The sequence below is a fragment of the Burkholderia sp. Ac-20345 genome, assembly GCF_017104825.1.
Taxonomy (GTDB): domain Bacteria; phylum Pseudomonadota; class Gammaproteobacteria; order Burkholderiales; family Burkholderiaceae; genus Burkholderia; species Burkholderia lata_B.
Genome location: NZ_JAAGPO010000067.1, coordinates 18,495 through 34,530, shown reverse-complemented (window position 1 = coordinate 34,530; position 16,036 = coordinate 18,495). Strand labels below are relative to the sequence as shown.

Sequence of the window (16,036 nt, the reverse complement as noted above, 5' to 3'; positions counted from 1 at the left end):
CGTTACGACAGCGCAGCAGCAGCTGCAGCTGCACCGCCGATCAGGATGGCGCCGCCGAGGATGTGCATTTGGTCCATGAACCGTTCATGCTTGAACATGACCTTGAAGCCGGCCCACATGAATGCGATCGTCAGCACGGAAACGGCGATGGCCGTGAACGTGACCTGCACCCAGTTGACGGTCGTCTGCACCTGTTGAAACTGCGCATGAGCCGGGCCGGTCAGCATGAACATCGTGGCTGCTGCCGTTGTCAGCTCCTTGCTGATGCGAGCGCTCTTGATGCGCGTGATCAGCTCGCGGAGATTGTTGCCTTGCATTTCGTACTCCTGAAAAATAGCTGTGGATTGTTTCGCGATTGATATGCTTTACGTCAGGTATTCGTTTTCATCGATGTGTAATCGGGAGCACCTCCTTTGTCATTCATCGTCACCTTGCAGCTGTCGCGATTGCTGCAACCCCAAAAGTTGTAGCCCTTCTTCTTGCCGACGGTCGGCTTTTGCCAATGAACAAGCGTTGCGTTGCAGCTCGGGCAGTTATGGCCGGAGTCCGGCGGGGGCGGAAACTCGAACGCCACTTCGTTCTTGGCACTGCTGTATTTGAGGTGCGCTGAGAACGGCTTGCCGCTTTTGGGGCTCACGAACCCTTCGAGCAACGCGGTACGTTCACCGCGAAGCACGGCTTCGACTTCCGGTCGCGTGAGCCGGCGCTGGCAGAGCGTTACAGGGATACGGAAATCGCAACCAGTGCACACATACTGCGAACCCTCCGGGAGCACCTGGCCGCCGCAGGCTGGACACGGCACGACGACCATTGCCGCCTTGTATTCGGGCAGCGACTCGGCCTTGTGTCGGATCGTGTCGACGACCTGCGTCGCCATCGACTTGATATCGCCCATGAACTGATCGCGCGTTTCGCGGCCTGCCTCGACCTCCGACAAGCGCCGTTCCCATTCGCCAGTAAGCGCGGGTGTGCAAAGCTGCTCGACACCATTGGCACGAAGGAAATCGATCGTGCCCATGCCCTTTGCGGTCGGTACGAGTTCCTTCCCTTCACGAACCAGATACGGATCGCGCGGATTGCCCTTGCCATCTTTTGTGGCCAGCAGGCCTTCGATGACTTTGTCGCGCGTAGCAGGTGTGCCGAGGCCGCGAGCTTTCATCGCGTCGCGCAAGTCATCGTCCTCGACATACTTGCCTGCCCCTTCCATCGCCGCCAACAATGTCGCTTCGTTGAAGCGCGGCGGCGCCTTCGTCTTGCTTTCCTTCGTCTCGACCGCTGCGATTGCCACCGACTCCCCATCGCCGACCGCAACCAGCACGCCATCGCCGTCGTCGTCGGCTTCGCGGCCCGTCACGGCCATCCACCCCGCGTCGACCAACACTTTCCCGACGGACTGGAATACATGCCGGCCGACCTGCGTCGTCCGGGTTGTTTTGCTGAACTCTGCCGGCGGGAAGAAGGTCGCGACGAATCGCTGCACGACGAGCTGGAACACTTTCAATTCCGCGTCCGACAGCGAACCCGGACGTACACCGGTCGGAATGATCGCGAAGTGATCAGAGATCTTCGCGTTATTGAAGATCCGCTTGTCCTGACGGACATAGCCGGATTCGACGGCCTTCGCTGCGTGTTCGGCCAGCGGCCCGAACACGTCGCCCGACTTCGCGACGAATTCCATGCGCTCCAGCACAGTGGCCACGAAGTCTTCCGGCAGTGCGTTCGAGTCAGTACGCGGATACGTCAGCACCTTGTGCTTTTCGTACAGAGACTGCGCGATGACGAGCGTATTTGCAGCCGACAAGTCGAACTTGGTGTTTGCTTCGCGCTGCAGTGACGTCAGATCGAACAGTTTCGGCTGATTCCGAACGACCTTATCGCCTTCGTCCACCACCGACGTCACGGCCAGGTGCTTGCACTCGGCTGCAATCGCCGTCGCGGTTGCCTGCTGGAACAGTCGGTCATCGCGTGCGTTCTCGTCGTCGCCGGCCTTGAACTCCGGGTCGAACCACACGCCCTGATATTCGCCGGCCGCGGTGCCGAACGTGCCGACGATCTTCCAGAACGGGCGCGACTTGAACGCCTTTCGACGCGCTTCGAGGTCAACGACGATCGTAAGAACCGGCGTCTGTACGCGACCCGCATTTACAAGGTCGCGCACACCGTTCTTGAATTCGGAAAGCTTGCTGAGGGCGCGCGTTGCGTTGACGCCGACCAAGAAATCGGCCTCATTGCGACAACGCGCAGCGGCTTCCAACCCGGCGTATTCGCGAGCGTCGCGCCGGTTTTCAAATTCTGCGCGGATGCCAGCAGGCGTCATCGTCTGCAACCACATACGGCGCATCGGCTTATTCGTGCCGACGTATTGCACGATCAGCGCGAAAATCAGTTCACCCTCTCGGCCTGCGTCGCAAGCGTTCGTGATAGTGGTCACGTCGCGACGCTTGATGAGACTCGCGAGCTTCTTCAACGCTTCTGCGTTGCGCTCGATGGGCGCAACGTCGAAGTACGGCGGAATACATGGCAGCTTCCGCAGCGAGTGGCCGGGGTCCATGCCTTCGGGCACGACCAACATCGCGCAATGGCCTACTGCGTTGCCGATGAGCAAGTCGTCTCGCTCGAAATACCCGTCGCGTTTCGTGAAGCCGCCGAGCGCTTCGGCAATGTCCTTCGCAACGCTCGGCTTCTCCGCAACGATCAATTCCAGTCCCATCGAATCTCTCCTTTTTTCGCGTCCGCGAAAATCAAAACACCATCGCCGAATCGTTCGGCGCGGCCGTAGCCGTATTACCTTCGGGTTGCGGTGCTTGCACGCTCTTCGGCCGTACCACGCGCGCTTTGCTGGCTTTCACCGAAACCAGCGGAATCGGCGCTGCGCCGGCTGCTGCCGACGTCGTGTCGATCGCCGGCACCGCGTACGCGGCGCCGGACGCAGCGACCGGCGCGCTGTGGTTGACGACCTTTTGTACATAGCTAGGCTGACCGTAAAAGTCCGGCTTGAAGCCGGTCGAGAAATTGCCGCTGTAGTAGCAGCTGAACGACGCGCGCAGCGCGCTCTGTCCGGCACCGAATTGCCGGGCCGCACGCTCGTAGCACTCGCGCAGAATCGAAGAACCCGCCTTGACGTTCGCGCACAGATCGAACGCCTTGTCGTAGTCGAGGCCGTAACGGCTCAGGTTGTAGCGATTCACCTGACTCGTACCGACTGAGAAGTTGTAGCCCGCTTTTTCAAGCGCCTTCGCAGTCGCAACTGCTTCGGCCTTGTTTGCCGGCTGCCGTACGAGCTTCCCGCCGACGACGCCAATTGCGAACGGATTGCCGGCCGATTCCACGCTCATGATTGCGCGCATGGTCGTCGGGTGAACGTCCTGTGAACAGGTCTGTGCGATAGCGCTAAGATCGATCAACATAGGAGTCCTTTACTCGTTACGCGCTGGCTGTGTCTGTATCGAAGCAAGGAATGTGCGCCGGCTACTCGCGAAAACGCCGAACACCGCGAGAACGCACGTCCACGTAAAAACGCACAGTGCATACATGCCCGACAGCAAGCGGCCATCGTCGCGCGCTACGGCATCAATCGACCGCTGCTGGACGGCGAACATATTGCATACCGCCCTCGGCGACACCTGCGGCATCGGCCCGTGCGGAACGTCGGGCTGGTCAACGCACTGATCGATCCACACGTATCCGTCGGCTGCAGCCGGGTGCTTCGCCGTTTCGGCCGCGAACTGCAGGATTTCTCGCGGAATGCTTGCGAACGACCAATCGCTGTACACCGCCAGCCCAAAGCAAAACGTCACACTCGGCAAGACGAACAGAACGATGGCAACCCATCGCAGCCAGAACATCGCGTTGCGAAATTCAGTCCATGCGACATACAGCTGCGACAGCATCGCTTTTTGCTTGGTATCCATCACTCGCTCCGAATCTGAATCTGTGTCGTGCAGTTGGCCGCAACGACTTTTTCGCTCAGACCATTGCTCATGTAGTCGGCGGTCGGCACCGTGATACGTGCGAGAACTTCGGCCTCGGACAGCTGCTGCACGTAACGTCCAGCGTCACGCATCGCATCGATGATCGTTGCCACGTACTTAACGCTGAATCCGTCTTCACGATTCCATCTCACGCACTTCTCAATGTCGTCGGGAGACATGTATGGACACAGGAACTCCGTCCGTGCCCTTGAAAACGCGTCAGCTGCGCTCATCAAAACGCTGTAGGGAAGCGTCACTTCGACGTCTTGCTTGCTACCGAATACGTAGCCGGCGCCGGCCATCGAGCGCCCTACAGCTGCGATCAGCTGTTCCCAATAGACCGCGTTCGCGCGATCGCCGACCGCCTTCGCAATGTCCGCCCTGTACGTCATCGCCGACGCTTCCGAAACCGCTTCTGCGGCAGATGCCGTCGCCGCCGCATGTTTCGCACGTGCCTGCTTTCCGAACAAGCGGTCGCCAACCCGTTCGATCGCCAGCCGGATCACGGCGAAAGCCGCGCCCGCTGCGATAAGGGCGAGTACCACTAGCCCGAAGAATCGGGTCATGTGAATTACGAAATTCCAGCCGGCTTCACCAAGCATCATGATTCGAACTCTCCTATTACCGTGCGGCGAAATCGACGCCTTGGTTCCAGCGGCTCTGCCAGTGATCGAGATACGCTTGTGCCATCACCGAGCAGTGCCACAGCACGAGCGCGTTTTCGCTGTTACGCGTCGCGGCCGATTCTGTGTAGTTGAAGCTGCCCGTTTGCACGGTGCTACCGTCGATCACCATGTATTTGTCGTGGTGGATCGGATACGCGCCAATCGTGCGCGTCGGGATGCCGGCGCTGACGAGCCGGGCCAGCGCTTCGCGCGCCCGCCCTGACCTGTCTTCGATGAGGTTGTTGCGCTCGTCCACGACGACCGCAACATCGACGCCCCGCGCCTTCGCTGCGACCAGTCGCGCAACCACGTCGCGCGATGTGAAGGTGTAGCCGGCCAGCCGGATCGAGCGGCGTGCGCTGTCGATCGTCGCGTCGACCAGCTCGTTCGCACGACCGTCCGGCGAAAACCGCGCAGTCGGAACGCATGCCGACTGGTTCGCCGAATCGGCGGCCGCCGCGTCGTCTGCCCGGTGCGACTGGCCAAGGTTGTGCGACAGGCCAAGGTAAACGCCGGATGCCGCTGCAACAGCAGCGGCAAGGATCAGTGCTCGGATCATTGAATATGTATCTCTCGGCATGATTTGGTGTCCTTATTTCCCCGTTGATCGCGCTATGTCTTTATGTCGTTCGTATTGGCGCGATGGACCGCATCGTGAGCTGCCTGAAAACCTTTGTGCGCTGCCTGCAGGGCCGTCCATTTCTTGTGGAGGTCGGTCAGCGTGAGTGCGAGGTCGCCATTCGGCCGCTTGGTCACGCCCGTGGCCAGATCGCTGATGGTCGAAACCCCGCAGTCAGCGCGTTTGGCCAGGGCGCGTTGAGTCATGCCGCCGCGCGCTCTGTCTGTCAGATCTTTGATGATTGCTTGCCAGTCCATGCCGGCAGAATATCGGAATTCCGAACAAGACTCAAGGAATTTGCTCGGAATTCCGGAGTGCACTTGCGCTATCGTGCTTTGATGGAAAAATCTAAAAATTCAGCTAACGAGGATGGGCGAGTTCGTACCCCTTTCGGGGAGCGCCTATTCTTTGCGAGACGGCGGAAGGGGATGACTCAGCGCCAGGTCTCGATGCATGTCGGCATTTCACCGAGCAACCTTGCCGAGCTGGAGCAAACGGGGGCGGGCTCTGCTTTTACGGTTGCGCTCGCACAGCTATACAGCGTGAATCCGGTTTGGCTGGCCCTTGGCAAAGGGCCAATGACGGGCGGCCGGCCTGAGCCCGAATGGCTCGAACCGCTTGGCGTGGACGAGTTGGAGATTGTCCGCGCCTTTGCTGCCGGGCTTGCCGTACTCGGCCCGGACGACATTGAGCTGATCCGCCGGTTTATCGAGGGGTTGGTGGCATCTCGCCAAAGTAAGCCACCGTCCCCTCCTACAAAGTCGCCGCGCGCCGGTCGCAAGTCGGCCCACGACGATAGCTGAACATGTCAGCCTTCCTGCATCGCCCGCATCAAGCGGGCGTCAATCTTGTTGTACAGGTGATCAGCGTCGCGCACTGCAAACGTCGCGAGCCTCTTCGCATCCTCAACTTTGTCCGGATCAAGCGATCCGTCCGCGGAGTCGAGCAGCGCGCGAACGCCGTTCACCAGTGCCCGCCAGTCTGCGATGTTTCGCATCACGTCTAGCTCGAATTCCTCGCCCGTCACGACCTCTTTGCCGGCGCTTTCCGGGACAACAATCTCAACGCCTGAACAGACGATGAATTCAGGCGCGTCGCCGTGCATCGGCTGCAGAAATCGATTCCTGAACAGGAACGGACGAGCGCCGTTGTTGGTCTTGATGATGCGCTCGACGTCCTGCGGCTGGCGCTGATCGAAGAATCGGGAAATGTTGTTGCGCGAGTTTTCCCCCTCATCGATCGACATAAACAGATCCTGCGCGTTTTCGCCGATCACCTGCTTCTGTGTGCAGTTGGTGTATTCCTCTGCCTTCCGATTGAAGCGATGAATCGTGCCGGCCTTGTCGAGCACGACAACAATTGCGTTCACCTCCGTCACGATCCCTTCCGCGAACGCAAGGGCTTGCATCGAGTTCGATGCGACGCTCTTCGAATTCGACAGCAGCGCGGCCATCCCGGCCCACTCGTATTGACCGATCATCTTGCCGACTAAGTGCAGCTTCGCGCGCTTACCGAGGATGCGAACCTCCAGCATCGTCATTGAAGACTCGCCGCTGAAATTGCGAATCGTGTTCGCTTGAGCCTGCGTCAGCTCGACTCCTACGACGGGGCCAGTATCGGCGCCAGCTGGTGACAGAGAGAGCGCATTGCTATCGCCTGTCAGCTTCCACACGGGGCTGGACGTGCCCAAGTAGGTATCCAGTTCTACGAAATCGGTTTGTGCTTTCATGCCAGTCACCACTTATTTTGTTCCTCGTGCTACTCAATCAACCGCGATCACCCCAAACGTTTGCGCACCAGTTGATACACGTTACTCGGGGGGGATGCAGACAATGCGCTGTTCATCGCTTCAGTCAGCCGGAAACCACGGGTAGCTGACGCGACGCCGCGCCATTTGTTATCCGAAACACGTCGTCCGACGAGGTAGAGCGTGAACCGTTGTCCATGCAGCAAGACCGAGCAGGCCACTTCTTGGGGCTCGTTCTCGAGCTGGCGAATCCGTGCCGTTTCGATACTCGTCAGTTCAGATGTAATGCCCGCGCATGTGAGCGTTTCACCCAGGTGCAGCACATTGCTGTCGTGTGTAAGCGTCCAGTAGGGGTTGGCGCTGCCGAGGCTAAGAGAGAAAAAATCGTCTACTTCTTGGTGTTCTGCGGAAAACATCGTGTCTAGGTCTCAACGTGTGCGTGATATGTGCGATAGGTCACTAATATGACGAATTGCATGGAATGGTGACATCATCGGGTCAACTATAAACGACCGCGAAATGCTGTCTGTTAAGGAGTGTTAGCACCCCGCAAGATTCATGACGATCAAGGATTGTCGCCGGGGCATTTTTCGCGTACGCGAAAAAGCGGGATGCCCTATCCGGGCGCGCGCCTTCGCGCTTGGTCCCTTCGGGACTGGCCGGCGAGCCGGCCCCCCTCCAGGCCACCACTTGCCCTTCGCAGCCTGCGGCTGCTGCGCGCTGCGCTTGCGAAAGGCGGTGGTCGATAGGTGTGGGTGGGCGTCGCTGTCCTGCGACGGGGTACGGGGGTCGCTCGGCTTTCGCCGATCGAGGTCTACCGACCCGGCCCCCTACCGCCGCACCCGTCCTGTCCACTGGACAGGACGGGCAAGGGACGCCAGCGAGCGCAACGGACTCCGCGGTGCCGGACATGTCCTGTTTGGCTTGCAAGGGGGTGGTCGGCCGGGGTCTGCAGCTCCGCGACCTGGCGCATGCGGGCGGGCTGCAGTCGGTATCTAATGCAAACATAAAACGCTTTACAATAAAGGGGGCTGTCGGTATAATGGTTTCACGGTCGACGCAGATCGGCCGGCAAACAAGATGAATTTTAAACGTCAATGTAACTTAGGAGTGCGTAACAAAATGAACAAGTACGAAGCACGTCAGCAAGCCCGCCGCGAACGTCTTGAAGAAGGCGCAGCCAAGGCGGATCGCGAAGCCACTGCGACGCATATCCGTGCGCGCGAAATGGCAGCGGTCATTCCGTTCGGACAGCCGATTTTGGTCGACCACTATTCGGCCGGCCGCGATCGTCGGTATCGCGGGCGAATTACCAAGACGTATGAGAAGTCGTTTGCTCTGCAGGACAAGGCCGCAGACCTCCGCGCGAGGGCCGAGGCTGTCGGCACGGGCGGCATCTCCAGCGACGACCCGGATGCGATCGACAAGCTGCGTGCGCAGCTCGTCACCCTGCGCGAGCGTCAGGAGCGCATGGTCGCCTCCAACAAGGTGATTCGCAAGCACGCCGGCAATGCCGATGCACAGGTCGCGGCCCTGGTCGCGCTCGGCTACTACACCGAAGAGTCGGCCCGGTCGGTCATCACGCCCGACCATGTGCGCCGGATCGGCTTTCCGTCGTACGCGCTGCAGAACAACAGCGCGAACGCACGGCGCATCGAAATTCGCATCAAGGAGCTGGAGAAGGCGCGCGAGTCGGTCGACGTGGAGGAAGTCTGCGACGGCTACACGTACCGCGAGGACACGGCCGATAACCGAATCTGGTTCGTCTTTGACGGCAAGCCCGACGAGGCAACGCGTGCGATCCTGCGCCGCTACGCGTTCAAGTGGAGCCCGAAGCGCCCCGGCCAGCCGCACGTCCGCCAGCTGACCAACGCCGGCCGCTACGCCGCCCGGATGGTTCGCAAGGAACTCGCCGAGTTGAAGAAATCCGATTAAGTAAACAAAAAAAGATTTACATTAATCGGATTCTCCGGTAGAATGGTTTCGCGGTGGACATGAGGACACCGCGAAACGTCAACGTAACAGAGAGCCACCATGACAACTATCGCAGTGGTAAATCAGAAAGGCGGCGCCGCGAAATCGACACTGACGCAGCAGCTCTCCCATGCCGCGCGTCAGGCCGAGATTAAAACGCTTGTTGTGGATTTGGACAAGCAAGGTAGCGCCAGCCTCGGGTTCCTGCCGGCGGAAGGCGCGGCAGCAGGTCTGCAGGCGTCGAGCCTCTTCGGCACCGGCCCGCTCGCGACACCGGAACAGATCGCACCGGGATTTTCCATCATTCGCGCCGACAAGCTGGAACTCGCAAAGCGCGTGAAGGAAGGCAAAGAGGCGACGATGCGCGCCGCGAAGAATCTCCGCCAGATCGCGCAGGGCTTCGACCTCTGCGTGATCGACACGCCGGGCTCTTTGGGCGAGGACGCTACGACGTACGCGGCACTGATGGCCGCCGATTACGTTATCTGCCCGTTCCAAGTCGGCCTATCGGAAGTCGCTGCACTTCACGACCTCTGGCAGCACATCGCCGGCATCCGGTCGAGCGGGATCAATCCCCGCCTGCAGGTGCTCGGCCTGCTGCCCTGCCGGATCAACACGCGCAGCGCGGAAGAACGCAACTTTCTCGAACAGCTGCGCAAGAAGTACGGAAAGGCGATTCTCCCGCACGTTCTTGCAGAGCGTGCCGCAGTCAAGCAGGCGGTCGCACGTCGCGCGCCAGTGTGGCAAGGCAACCGTGGCGATGGTCATAAGAAGGCGGGCCAAGAATGGCTCGCAGCATGCAACGCGATCCTTGCGGGCGTAGGAGTGGTGAAATCATGAGCAAAGCAAAGAAAGGCGCATTCGACGGCCTGCTGGACGAGCAAGAATCCGGATTCGCGGCAATGCTCGCGACGGCGACCATCGAGGACTCCGATACCGTCGTTAATCTGGACGATATCGAAATCGGCCCACAGGAGCGGACGGAGTTCGAGGACGATGAGCAAACGCTCGCGGAACTCGGCAAGTCGCTTCGCAAGCGGCAGCTGCAGGCGATCGGTATCACACCCCAAGTCGACAGACCGAAGCCTTACCTGCTGGTGTGGGGCGAACGCCGTATTCGTGGCGGGCGGATCGAAGGCCTGACGGAACTCCGCGCGCGTGTTGTGCATGGGCTCTCGGCTGACGACGTAGCGGAAATCCGGAAGGTCGAAAACATCCATCGCAAGAACCTCACGCAGCTCGAAGAGGCACGCGGCATCAAGAAGGACGTGGACGAACTCGGCATGGCCGGCGCGATGGAAAAGCTTGGCAAGAGCAATGCATGGTTCTCAAAGCGGCTCGCGCTGCTATCGCTCCCCGAGCAGGCGAACCGCCTGGTCACGGAGCGGATCTCAGCTGACCCAGAGGTGATTACGCAGGTCGCCACCATCGAGAAGCGCGATAAGCAGGCAGCTGCAGCACTGGTCGATGACCTGAAAGCGACGCGCGGCAAGGCCAACGCTCGCGACAAGGTTGCAGCCGTCAAGGAGACGGTGAAGCCGAGCAAGAAGAAGGCGGGCAAAACGGACGCCGCACCGAGCCGCAGCAACACCGAAGGCAGCATGGCAACGGCGCGCGATACGAAGCAGCAAGAGCCGGGCAACGTCGTCGCGTGGCCCTACCCGAGCGCAGCGCAGTCGAGCCAGTCGAGCGAGCAGGACGACGACGCCGACGGCGAGTCGGCCGGCGGCTCGCCCGCCCCTACCGCGTTCGCGCCGGCCGAGGTGCTGACCCGTGCGTACATTGAGATTTTCGAGAAGCGCAAGGAAGCGAAGAAGGTACTTGCTTCGTTCACCGATGACGAGCGCGAGCAGGTCGTCAACTGGCTGCGGCCGTTCTACGAGGTTGGTGTGAAATGCGCGACGGTTAGCCATACGGTCGCGCAGAACATGCGTAAAGGCCTCTTCGCGACGGACAACGAAGGCTGGTTTGCTATGGCCGCCTTCCTCGAAGGTGTTGCAGCTGATACGAACTTCGAGCTGCTGAATATCTTGGGTAGTGCCAAGGAATAAGCGGAACCGGACACACTGCCCCGCCCCGTGCGGGGCAAGGGGAGCGAGATGCGAGTTTTCAGAGCGGCAGTGCTTTGCATCTGCACGGTTATTTCAGTGGTCTGCGCAATGGGTTCGGTAGCGATGATGTGGGCAACGCACCAGGCGGGCGAGCGGACAAGTTGCTACCTATCCGGAAAAGACATTGCTTCGTGCGGCGAACCGTCGTTCATCGAACGCAAGATGGCGTACTACATCGCGCACGTTGATCTTCGATAGAGAGGTGCTGAGGGAAATTATGAGCGAACTGGACAAGATCAAATCGGCGGCCCGTGCGGCTGGCTGTCCCGAAGGCACCGACGTTGCCGAGTGGCTTATCAATGCGGTATTCCCGGCTATGTCGTTGCAGCCGTCGCGGGACGCGCTGCTGTCGATCAAAGAGGCGGCCGCGCGCGCACTGCAAAGCATTGCCGACGTGGCCAGCGACGGCGAGGTGCGTATGTTGGCCACGGACGCACTGGAACAGATGAACGCCACCACGATGGCGGCTATGGGGCGGTTTAACGCGCGCTATCAGGTCGTAAAGCAGGACGCAGTACAGCTCCTGTACATGGACGAAGGGAGCCCGATTGTGTTCGATCCGGCGCGCGCACACGCGTCGGCGTTTCGAGCGACCGAATCGCAGACCGCACTTATCGTCAAATTGTCCGCGATGGAGCCGACAGCAGCGCAGCTGGATGCCATCGGCAAGGCGCTGCGCGCGGTGCACGGATCGATCGCCCTGTTCCACCAGGGCGTAACGAATCGCGATGCTGCGCTGTTGGGCCTCACGGCCGACGAGCTGGCGAGCATCGAGCCGATCACGGATCGGGTTTTCAAGCAGACGGACGGCGCGGCCGGCGAGGTGCAATGATGGCTCGACGTGGAATCGTCGCCAGTCGCAAGATGACGGCCGCGGATTTTGGCGCGGTCTGTCATCTGCTGCCGAATCTGTCGCCCGAACGGTTGTCGATCGCGCGTGCCGTGCTGGTCGACGGGCAAACGTATCAAGATGCGGCCGCGAAATTTGGCATGACCAGGCAGGCCGCGACGACTGCGATTAAACCAGTGTGGGCGGCATACGAGCGCTATCAAGCCGCGAAGGAAACGGAGCGCTTGGCGATCGAAGCCGCACTACCCGGCTGCAAGCAAATCACCCTTTGCGTGCCGGCCGAGCTGCTGCCGCAGCTGCAGGCGCTCATCGACTCACATCGGAGTAAGCAATGACGCTGACGATAACGCTTGCGCCCCCTAAACCGCGCACCGTGGCAATCACGCTATGCGCGTTGCTTGCCGGCTCCATCGCGTTGAATGTTGCGCTTGGCGTGAAAATGCGCGAGGCAAAACACGCGGCGGCGCAGGTCACGCAAGATCGCATTGAAGAACTTAACGGCCGCGATTACCACCTGCTGCTAATCGATAAGCTGCTGGAGGCCGCGCCTGCAGGGTCTGCGAGCGAATACGCGCGCACATTAGTGGATAGTGAAAGGACGGCTGTCGGTCGCCAGCGAGCGCGTCTCGAAGGCTCTGACAACTAATTTTTTCGCGCCCGCGAAAAAGAAAAAGGAGGATGCAGCATGTCGACCAAAGCTAGGGGCAATTTTTGGCCCAGCATCTGGATCAGCATCATTGTGTCGTGCTCGATCGTACTGAGTTTTTGGGCTGGCCGTCAGTCATCGGTAGCGTGCGGCATGGAGGCGGATTCGTGGAGGAATACAGCCGAGTCCTACCGACGCCTTGCACTGACCGTCATCGACAACCCAGACGTTAATACGACCGTTCTCAGAGAGGCTGTCGCGACGCCAGTCGCCAAGCACGCACATTGACGAGCCCCGGCATCGTTGTGCATCGAGCCCGCCTTGCGCGGGCTTTTTTTCGTTCGTCGCCTGGACGGAAAACCGAGCGCCCAAGAAAAAACCCGACGCGCTTTCACGCGTCGGGCAAACGTCAACGTAATTAGGAGCCGCCCTCATGCACAGGTGCATGGGATGGTCCGCGTTACGAAGGTTGAATTATACATCACGCATATCCACGTCTCGCTACATGTCCCGACTGGCAAGGCATCCAGCGATTCCCCGCGCATAGCAATTGTGCGGGTTCTGACATTTTTCGGGTTAGCCTGACACGCCAATTTCGCGTCAGAATAGTCGGCCCTGCGGATCGGGTTTGAACTTGAAGCGGAACCCTGTCACCTTCCGGCCGGAAGGCTTCACCGCTTCCCAATCGATCGCAATGCCGTTCTTCTCCTGCAGCTCTTTGACCGCCGGTTCGATGACGCGGCGGCGCAGCTGTCCCGAGTCCTTCACGCAACTATCCGGTGCTCCCACCGCCTGGCAGAAGTCGTCATAAGTGATCGTGACAAAACCCGTGTCCCGATACTGCGCCAAAATTTCCAGCAGTCGCCACGAATAGATCGATCGCAGATCGGCAGCATGTCGAAGCTTGTACTTCGTGAACTCGTTTTCGATGCCGAGCAGGTACGGCGCGATGCTTGGCGAAAATTTGATATCGAGCCACCCGGCCGTCGTCGTGTCGATCTTTTCGTAGATCCACCGCACGACCCGCCGCTTGGTGATCTTCTTGCCCCGCTCGCTGACTTCCTCATCCCACTCGATACGGCAATCGAACAAGTTTTCCGCTGCCTTTTTCAGTTCCGAGTAAGCGTGCTTCGCTTCGATGCTCGGGTACGCTTCCATGAACTCCTGAGCCGTTACACGGATCGTCCATCCCGGCGCATCGCCTGTCGACGGATCGGGCCGAAGGGCTCGATCCTTCAGAATCTTGAGCTTCGGATTGCACTTCGCGATCGCCAGCGCCAGCAGTCGCTTTTCCGACAGCTTCATGATCTGGATGCGCCGCACTAACTCATTCTTGATCGTGACGCTGCGATCACGGGCCGATGAATCCTGCAGCTCTGCAAGCTCACTCATTCTGACAATTTCCGGGTGTTTCTGACATGGTTCAGTGTATGTCAGAAAACAATATGCAGCAACACCTTGGTGCTTAAATTTCAGGCACCACCCCCGAAATTTGTCAGACTCCCCCGAAAAATGTCAGATATCCCCCGAAAAAAGACAGACTCACCCGAAAAATGGCAGGCTACCCCGAAATTTGTCAGGTGAAATGGGCGCAGCGCCTTATCTGACGGGCATTTCGGCGATCCTAAAAACACGTTTACAAACAGGGTTTACAAACAGGGACAGATATCTTTACAAAGATGGATCGCCGAATCCTGTGGATAACCCTTGCGCCCGCGAGTCAACGGCGCCGAAGAGGCTCCCGCCTCTTCTCGACCCCACCCGAGCGGGCTTCGCCCGCTCTCCCATCTCCGGCCGGTCTAAGCTTCCGGCGCGGCAAGCCGCACCAGAAGCCAAGACCGAGAATCCTAGATCAACGCCCCCCCGCCTACGGCGCGGGGGCAAGCCCGGCGCAAGCGCCTGGACGACCCCCAACACCACCCGTTCATCAAGCCTTCCGGCCGCGTGCTGACCTGCGGCGGGATACGGGGTCGATCGTCCACGGCCGATCGAGGTCTACCGACCCGGCCCCTACCGCCGCACCCGACGCCGTCTGCGCCGGCATCGGGCTTCGGGCCAGCAGCACGCGGAACTATCTCAACGCACCGCTATTGCCCAATGAGTTTTGCAAGAAGGGGGGTCTTTCGGCTAACCGGATGCCCTTGCGGCTTGAATACAGCCCCTTCATGCGGCTCGTTGTGCTTGGTTAAGGGGTAGGCATAGGCCACCCCCGCCCAGACGCTCGGAATTCCGAACAAAACCACGAAAACGACAACATAAAAGTGTTTACATATGGGGGTGTCGTCGGTATAATGGTTTCACGGTCGACGCAGAGCGGCCGGAAAACAAAACGAAGTTTCAACGTCAACTTAATTATGGAGTCCGAAATCATGGACGCGAATCAACAAGCAAAAATCATCGAAGCTGGTACGAGCGCATGCGCGCTTGTGTTCGGTTTCGATTCGTCACTGTCGATCGTTCGCGAGTGGAATGAGGGTGCTGTCGAGCTGTACGCCTACATGGCCGGCGTGGGCGAGCTGTCGGTCACGGTGTATGACGAGCTGCGGAAGCCGGACACGGAGATTAACGGAACGTGGGCCTACGAGGTCGATGAAGTGTGCGGTATGTGGATCGCCGACCACTACCGCCGCAACCGGAAGTTGCCTGACCAGCAGGCGTGCCGAGTGAAGTTGAAGCGCCTCGGCCGCGCCCTGCTGACTCGATAACCGGAAGCTGCCCGCCGACATGGCGGGCACCCATCGATCAAATTTCGGCATCCAAAATGAATAACGCAAAGACGAAATTCAGCTACACCACTGCCGACGGCATTGTGGAGACGCGAACCAGCTCGCGAGCGTATACGCATGTCGTCGTCGGTCGTCGTGACCTTGTGAAGCAGCGTGCGGAATGGACGAGCCCGATAGCGCGTCTGCGGATCTTCGAAGCGTATGAGTATCTGTCGAGATGCGCATCGACGACGGTAGGTGAGACGTTTCGGGATGGCAGGGTCTTCGTGACGCAGGAGATGCACGACGAAAGCGTGAAGATCATTCGCGCGTATCCGACTGTCGATGAGTACGTCGCCGCGATGATTGCCGAAGGCATCGAGCGGATCAACGGACAGGATGGCGACGGAGACGCGGGCACGGAGCGCGTCTTGAAATGGTCGCGCTCGGCGTCGGCCGCGCAGCGCGGGGCCAGCGACGCGCGCAAGTGGCACGTTGATGTGCGTGTCGTTTCCCTCTGAACCGGAGAACCGAACCATGAACGCATTCCGCGACCTTCACGAAATCCGAGACGAGGTTAGCCAGTCGCTCGTCGCACGCATCACGGCGGCCGATCCGGTTGCCGCCCTTCGCCGCTATCTCGACAACGGCGGCAAGATTGCGCGGCCGTTCATTGCGCTTAAGCAGGTGTCGCATGGCTACCCGCGCGACGTGCTGGAAATCTACTCGTAAGCGCATGGTGCGCCCG

The 16,036-nt window shown here is 59.9% G+C and carries 20 protein-coding genes; 10 read left to right on the top strand and 10 right to left on the bottom strand.

Annotated features, from left to right (window positions below):
* Nucleotides 1–2 precede the first annotated feature (2 nt).
* The 7 genes from G3O06_RS23740 to G3O06_RS23710 are packed head-to-tail and all read right to left on the bottom strand — an operon-like array spanning nucleotide 3 to nucleotide 5,512.
* Nucleotides 3–317, bottom strand: coding sequence for a TrbC/VirB2 family protein (locus tag G3O06_RS23740; protein ID WP_205817694.1), 315 nt, complete (start codon nucleotides 315–317; stop codon nucleotides 3–5).
* 53 nt (nucleotides 318–370) lie between these two features.
* On the bottom strand, nucleotides 371–2,710 hold the full coding sequence (locus G3O06_RS23735) for a DNA topoisomerase (RefSeq protein WP_205817693.1): 2,340 nt from the start codon (nucleotides 2,708–2,710) through the stop codon (nucleotides 371–373).
* A gap of 31 nt (nucleotides 2,711–2,741) precedes the next feature.
* The gene (locus tag G3O06_RS23730; protein WP_205817692.1) at nucleotides 2,742–3,407 is read right to left on the bottom strand and encodes a lytic transglycosylase domain-containing protein; all 666 of its coding nucleotides are present in this window, start codon (nucleotides 3,405–3,407) and stop codon (nucleotides 2,742–2,744) included.
* A 9-nt stretch (nucleotides 3,408–3,416) separates the two neighbouring features.
* Nucleotides 3,417–3,911 (bottom strand): hypothetical protein, encoded by a 495-nt coding sequence (locus G3O06_RS23725; RefSeq protein WP_205817691.1) that lies wholly within the window; start codon nucleotides 3,909–3,911, stop codon nucleotides 3,417–3,419.
* Nucleotides 3,911–4,576: a hypothetical protein gene (locus G3O06_RS23720; protein WP_205817690.1), complete on the bottom strand. Its 666-nt coding sequence runs from the start codon at nucleotides 4,574–4,576 to the stop codon at nucleotides 3,911–3,913. The genes G3O06_RS23725 and G3O06_RS23720 overlap by 1 nt, the downstream gene beginning before the upstream one ends.
* Nucleotides 4,577–4,592: 16 nt before the next feature.
* Complete coding sequence (locus tag G3O06_RS23715; RefSeq protein WP_241020213.1) at nucleotides 4,593–5,216, bottom strand: phospholipase D family protein; 624 nt, start codon at nucleotides 5,214–5,216, stop codon at nucleotides 4,593–4,595.
* Between the two features lie 32 nt (nucleotides 5,217–5,248).
* Complete coding sequence (locus G3O06_RS23710) at nucleotides 5,249–5,512, bottom strand: helix-turn-helix transcriptional regulator (RefSeq protein ID WP_205817689.1); 264 nt, start codon at nucleotides 5,510–5,512, stop codon at nucleotides 5,249–5,251.
* An 81-nt stretch (nucleotides 5,513–5,593) separates the two neighbouring features.
* Here G3O06_RS23710 and G3O06_RS23705 point away from each other — a divergent pair, with 81 nt between their 5' ends.
* Entirely contained in the window at nucleotides 5,594–6,058 is a 465-nt protein-coding gene (locus G3O06_RS23705; RefSeq protein WP_346779550.1) for a helix-turn-helix transcriptional regulator, read from the top strand.
* 5 nt (nucleotides 6,059–6,063) lie between these two features.
* On the opposite strand, the gene G3O06_RS23700 is transcribed toward G3O06_RS23705, so the two are convergent.
* Both G3O06_RS23700 and G3O06_RS23695 read right to left on the bottom strand, forming a co-directional pair.
* Nucleotides 6,064–6,984 (bottom strand): PAS domain S-box protein, encoded by a 921-nt coding sequence (locus G3O06_RS23700; RefSeq protein WP_205817687.1) that lies wholly within the window; start codon nucleotides 6,982–6,984, stop codon nucleotides 6,064–6,066.
* A gap of 47 nt (nucleotides 6,985–7,031) precedes the next feature.
* Nucleotides 7,032–7,418 carry a hypothetical protein gene (locus G3O06_RS23695; protein WP_205817686.1) on the bottom strand — a complete coding sequence of 129 codons (387 nt, stop codon included), beginning with the start codon at nucleotides 7,416–7,418 and terminating at the stop codon, nucleotides 7,032–7,034.
* Nucleotides 7,419–8,082: 664 nt separating this feature from the next.
* On the opposite strand from G3O06_RS23695, the gene G3O06_RS23690 reads away from it, so the two are divergent.
* From G3O06_RS23690 to G3O06_RS23665, 6 genes are all read left to right on the top strand, one after another.
* Nucleotides 8,083–8,937, top strand: a complete 855-nt coding sequence (locus G3O06_RS23690; RefSeq protein ID WP_241020212.1) for a DUF3560 domain-containing protein — start codon at nucleotides 8,083–8,085, stop codon at nucleotides 8,935–8,937.
* Nucleotides 8,938–9,036: 99 nt separating this feature from the next.
* Nucleotides 9,037–9,816, top strand: coding sequence for a ParA family protein (locus G3O06_RS23685; RefSeq protein WP_205817685.1), 780 nt, complete (start codon nucleotides 9,037–9,039; stop codon nucleotides 9,814–9,816).
* Entirely contained in the window at nucleotides 9,813–11,027 is a 1,215-nt protein-coding gene (locus G3O06_RS23680) for a ParB/RepB/Spo0J family partition protein (RefSeq protein WP_205817684.1), read from the top strand. The genes G3O06_RS23685 and G3O06_RS23680 overlap by 4 nt, the downstream gene beginning before the upstream one ends.
* A 277-nt stretch (nucleotides 11,028–11,304) precedes the next feature.
* On the top strand, nucleotides 11,305–11,919 hold the full coding sequence (locus G3O06_RS23675; RefSeq protein ID WP_205817683.1) for a hypothetical protein: 615 nt from the start codon (nucleotides 11,305–11,307) through the stop codon (nucleotides 11,917–11,919).
* Entirely contained in the window at nucleotides 11,916–12,272 is a 357-nt protein-coding gene (locus G3O06_RS23670; protein ID WP_205817682.1) for a TrfB-related DNA-binding protein, read from the top strand. Before G3O06_RS23675 ends, G3O06_RS23670 begins: the two co-directional genes overlap by 4 nt.
* Nucleotides 12,269–12,583: a hypothetical protein gene (locus tag G3O06_RS23665; protein ID WP_205817681.1), complete on the top strand. Its 315-nt coding sequence runs from the start codon at nucleotides 12,269–12,271 to the stop codon at nucleotides 12,581–12,583. Before G3O06_RS23670 ends, G3O06_RS23665 begins: the two co-directional genes overlap by 4 nt.
* A 600-nt stretch (nucleotides 12,584–13,183) precedes the next feature.
* Here G3O06_RS23665 and G3O06_RS23660 read toward each other — a convergent pair.
* Nucleotides 13,184–13,975, bottom strand: coding sequence for a replication initiation protein (locus G3O06_RS23660; protein ID WP_205817680.1), 792 nt, complete (start codon nucleotides 13,973–13,975; stop codon nucleotides 13,184–13,186).
* A gap of 977 nt (nucleotides 13,976–14,952) precedes the next feature.
* Here G3O06_RS23660 and G3O06_RS23655 point away from each other — a divergent pair.
* The 3 genes from G3O06_RS23655 to G3O06_RS23645 are packed head-to-tail and all read left to right on the top strand — an operon-like array spanning nucleotide 14,953 to nucleotide 16,020.
* Complete coding sequence (locus G3O06_RS23655; protein WP_205817679.1) at nucleotides 14,953–15,288, top strand: hypothetical protein; 336 nt, start codon at nucleotides 14,953–14,955, stop codon at nucleotides 15,286–15,288.
* Nucleotides 15,240–15,809: a hypothetical protein gene (locus G3O06_RS23650; protein ID WP_205817678.1), complete on the top strand. Its 570-nt coding sequence runs from the start codon at nucleotides 15,240–15,242 to the stop codon at nucleotides 15,807–15,809. Before G3O06_RS23655 ends, G3O06_RS23650 begins: the two co-directional genes overlap by 49 nt.
* 16 nt (nucleotides 15,810–15,825) lie before the next feature.
* Nucleotides 15,826–16,020 (top strand): hypothetical protein, encoded by a 195-nt coding sequence (locus G3O06_RS23645; protein ID WP_205817677.1) that lies wholly within the window; start codon nucleotides 15,826–15,828, stop codon nucleotides 16,018–16,020.
* The last annotated feature ends 16 nt before the right edge of the window (nucleotides 16,021–16,036 follow it).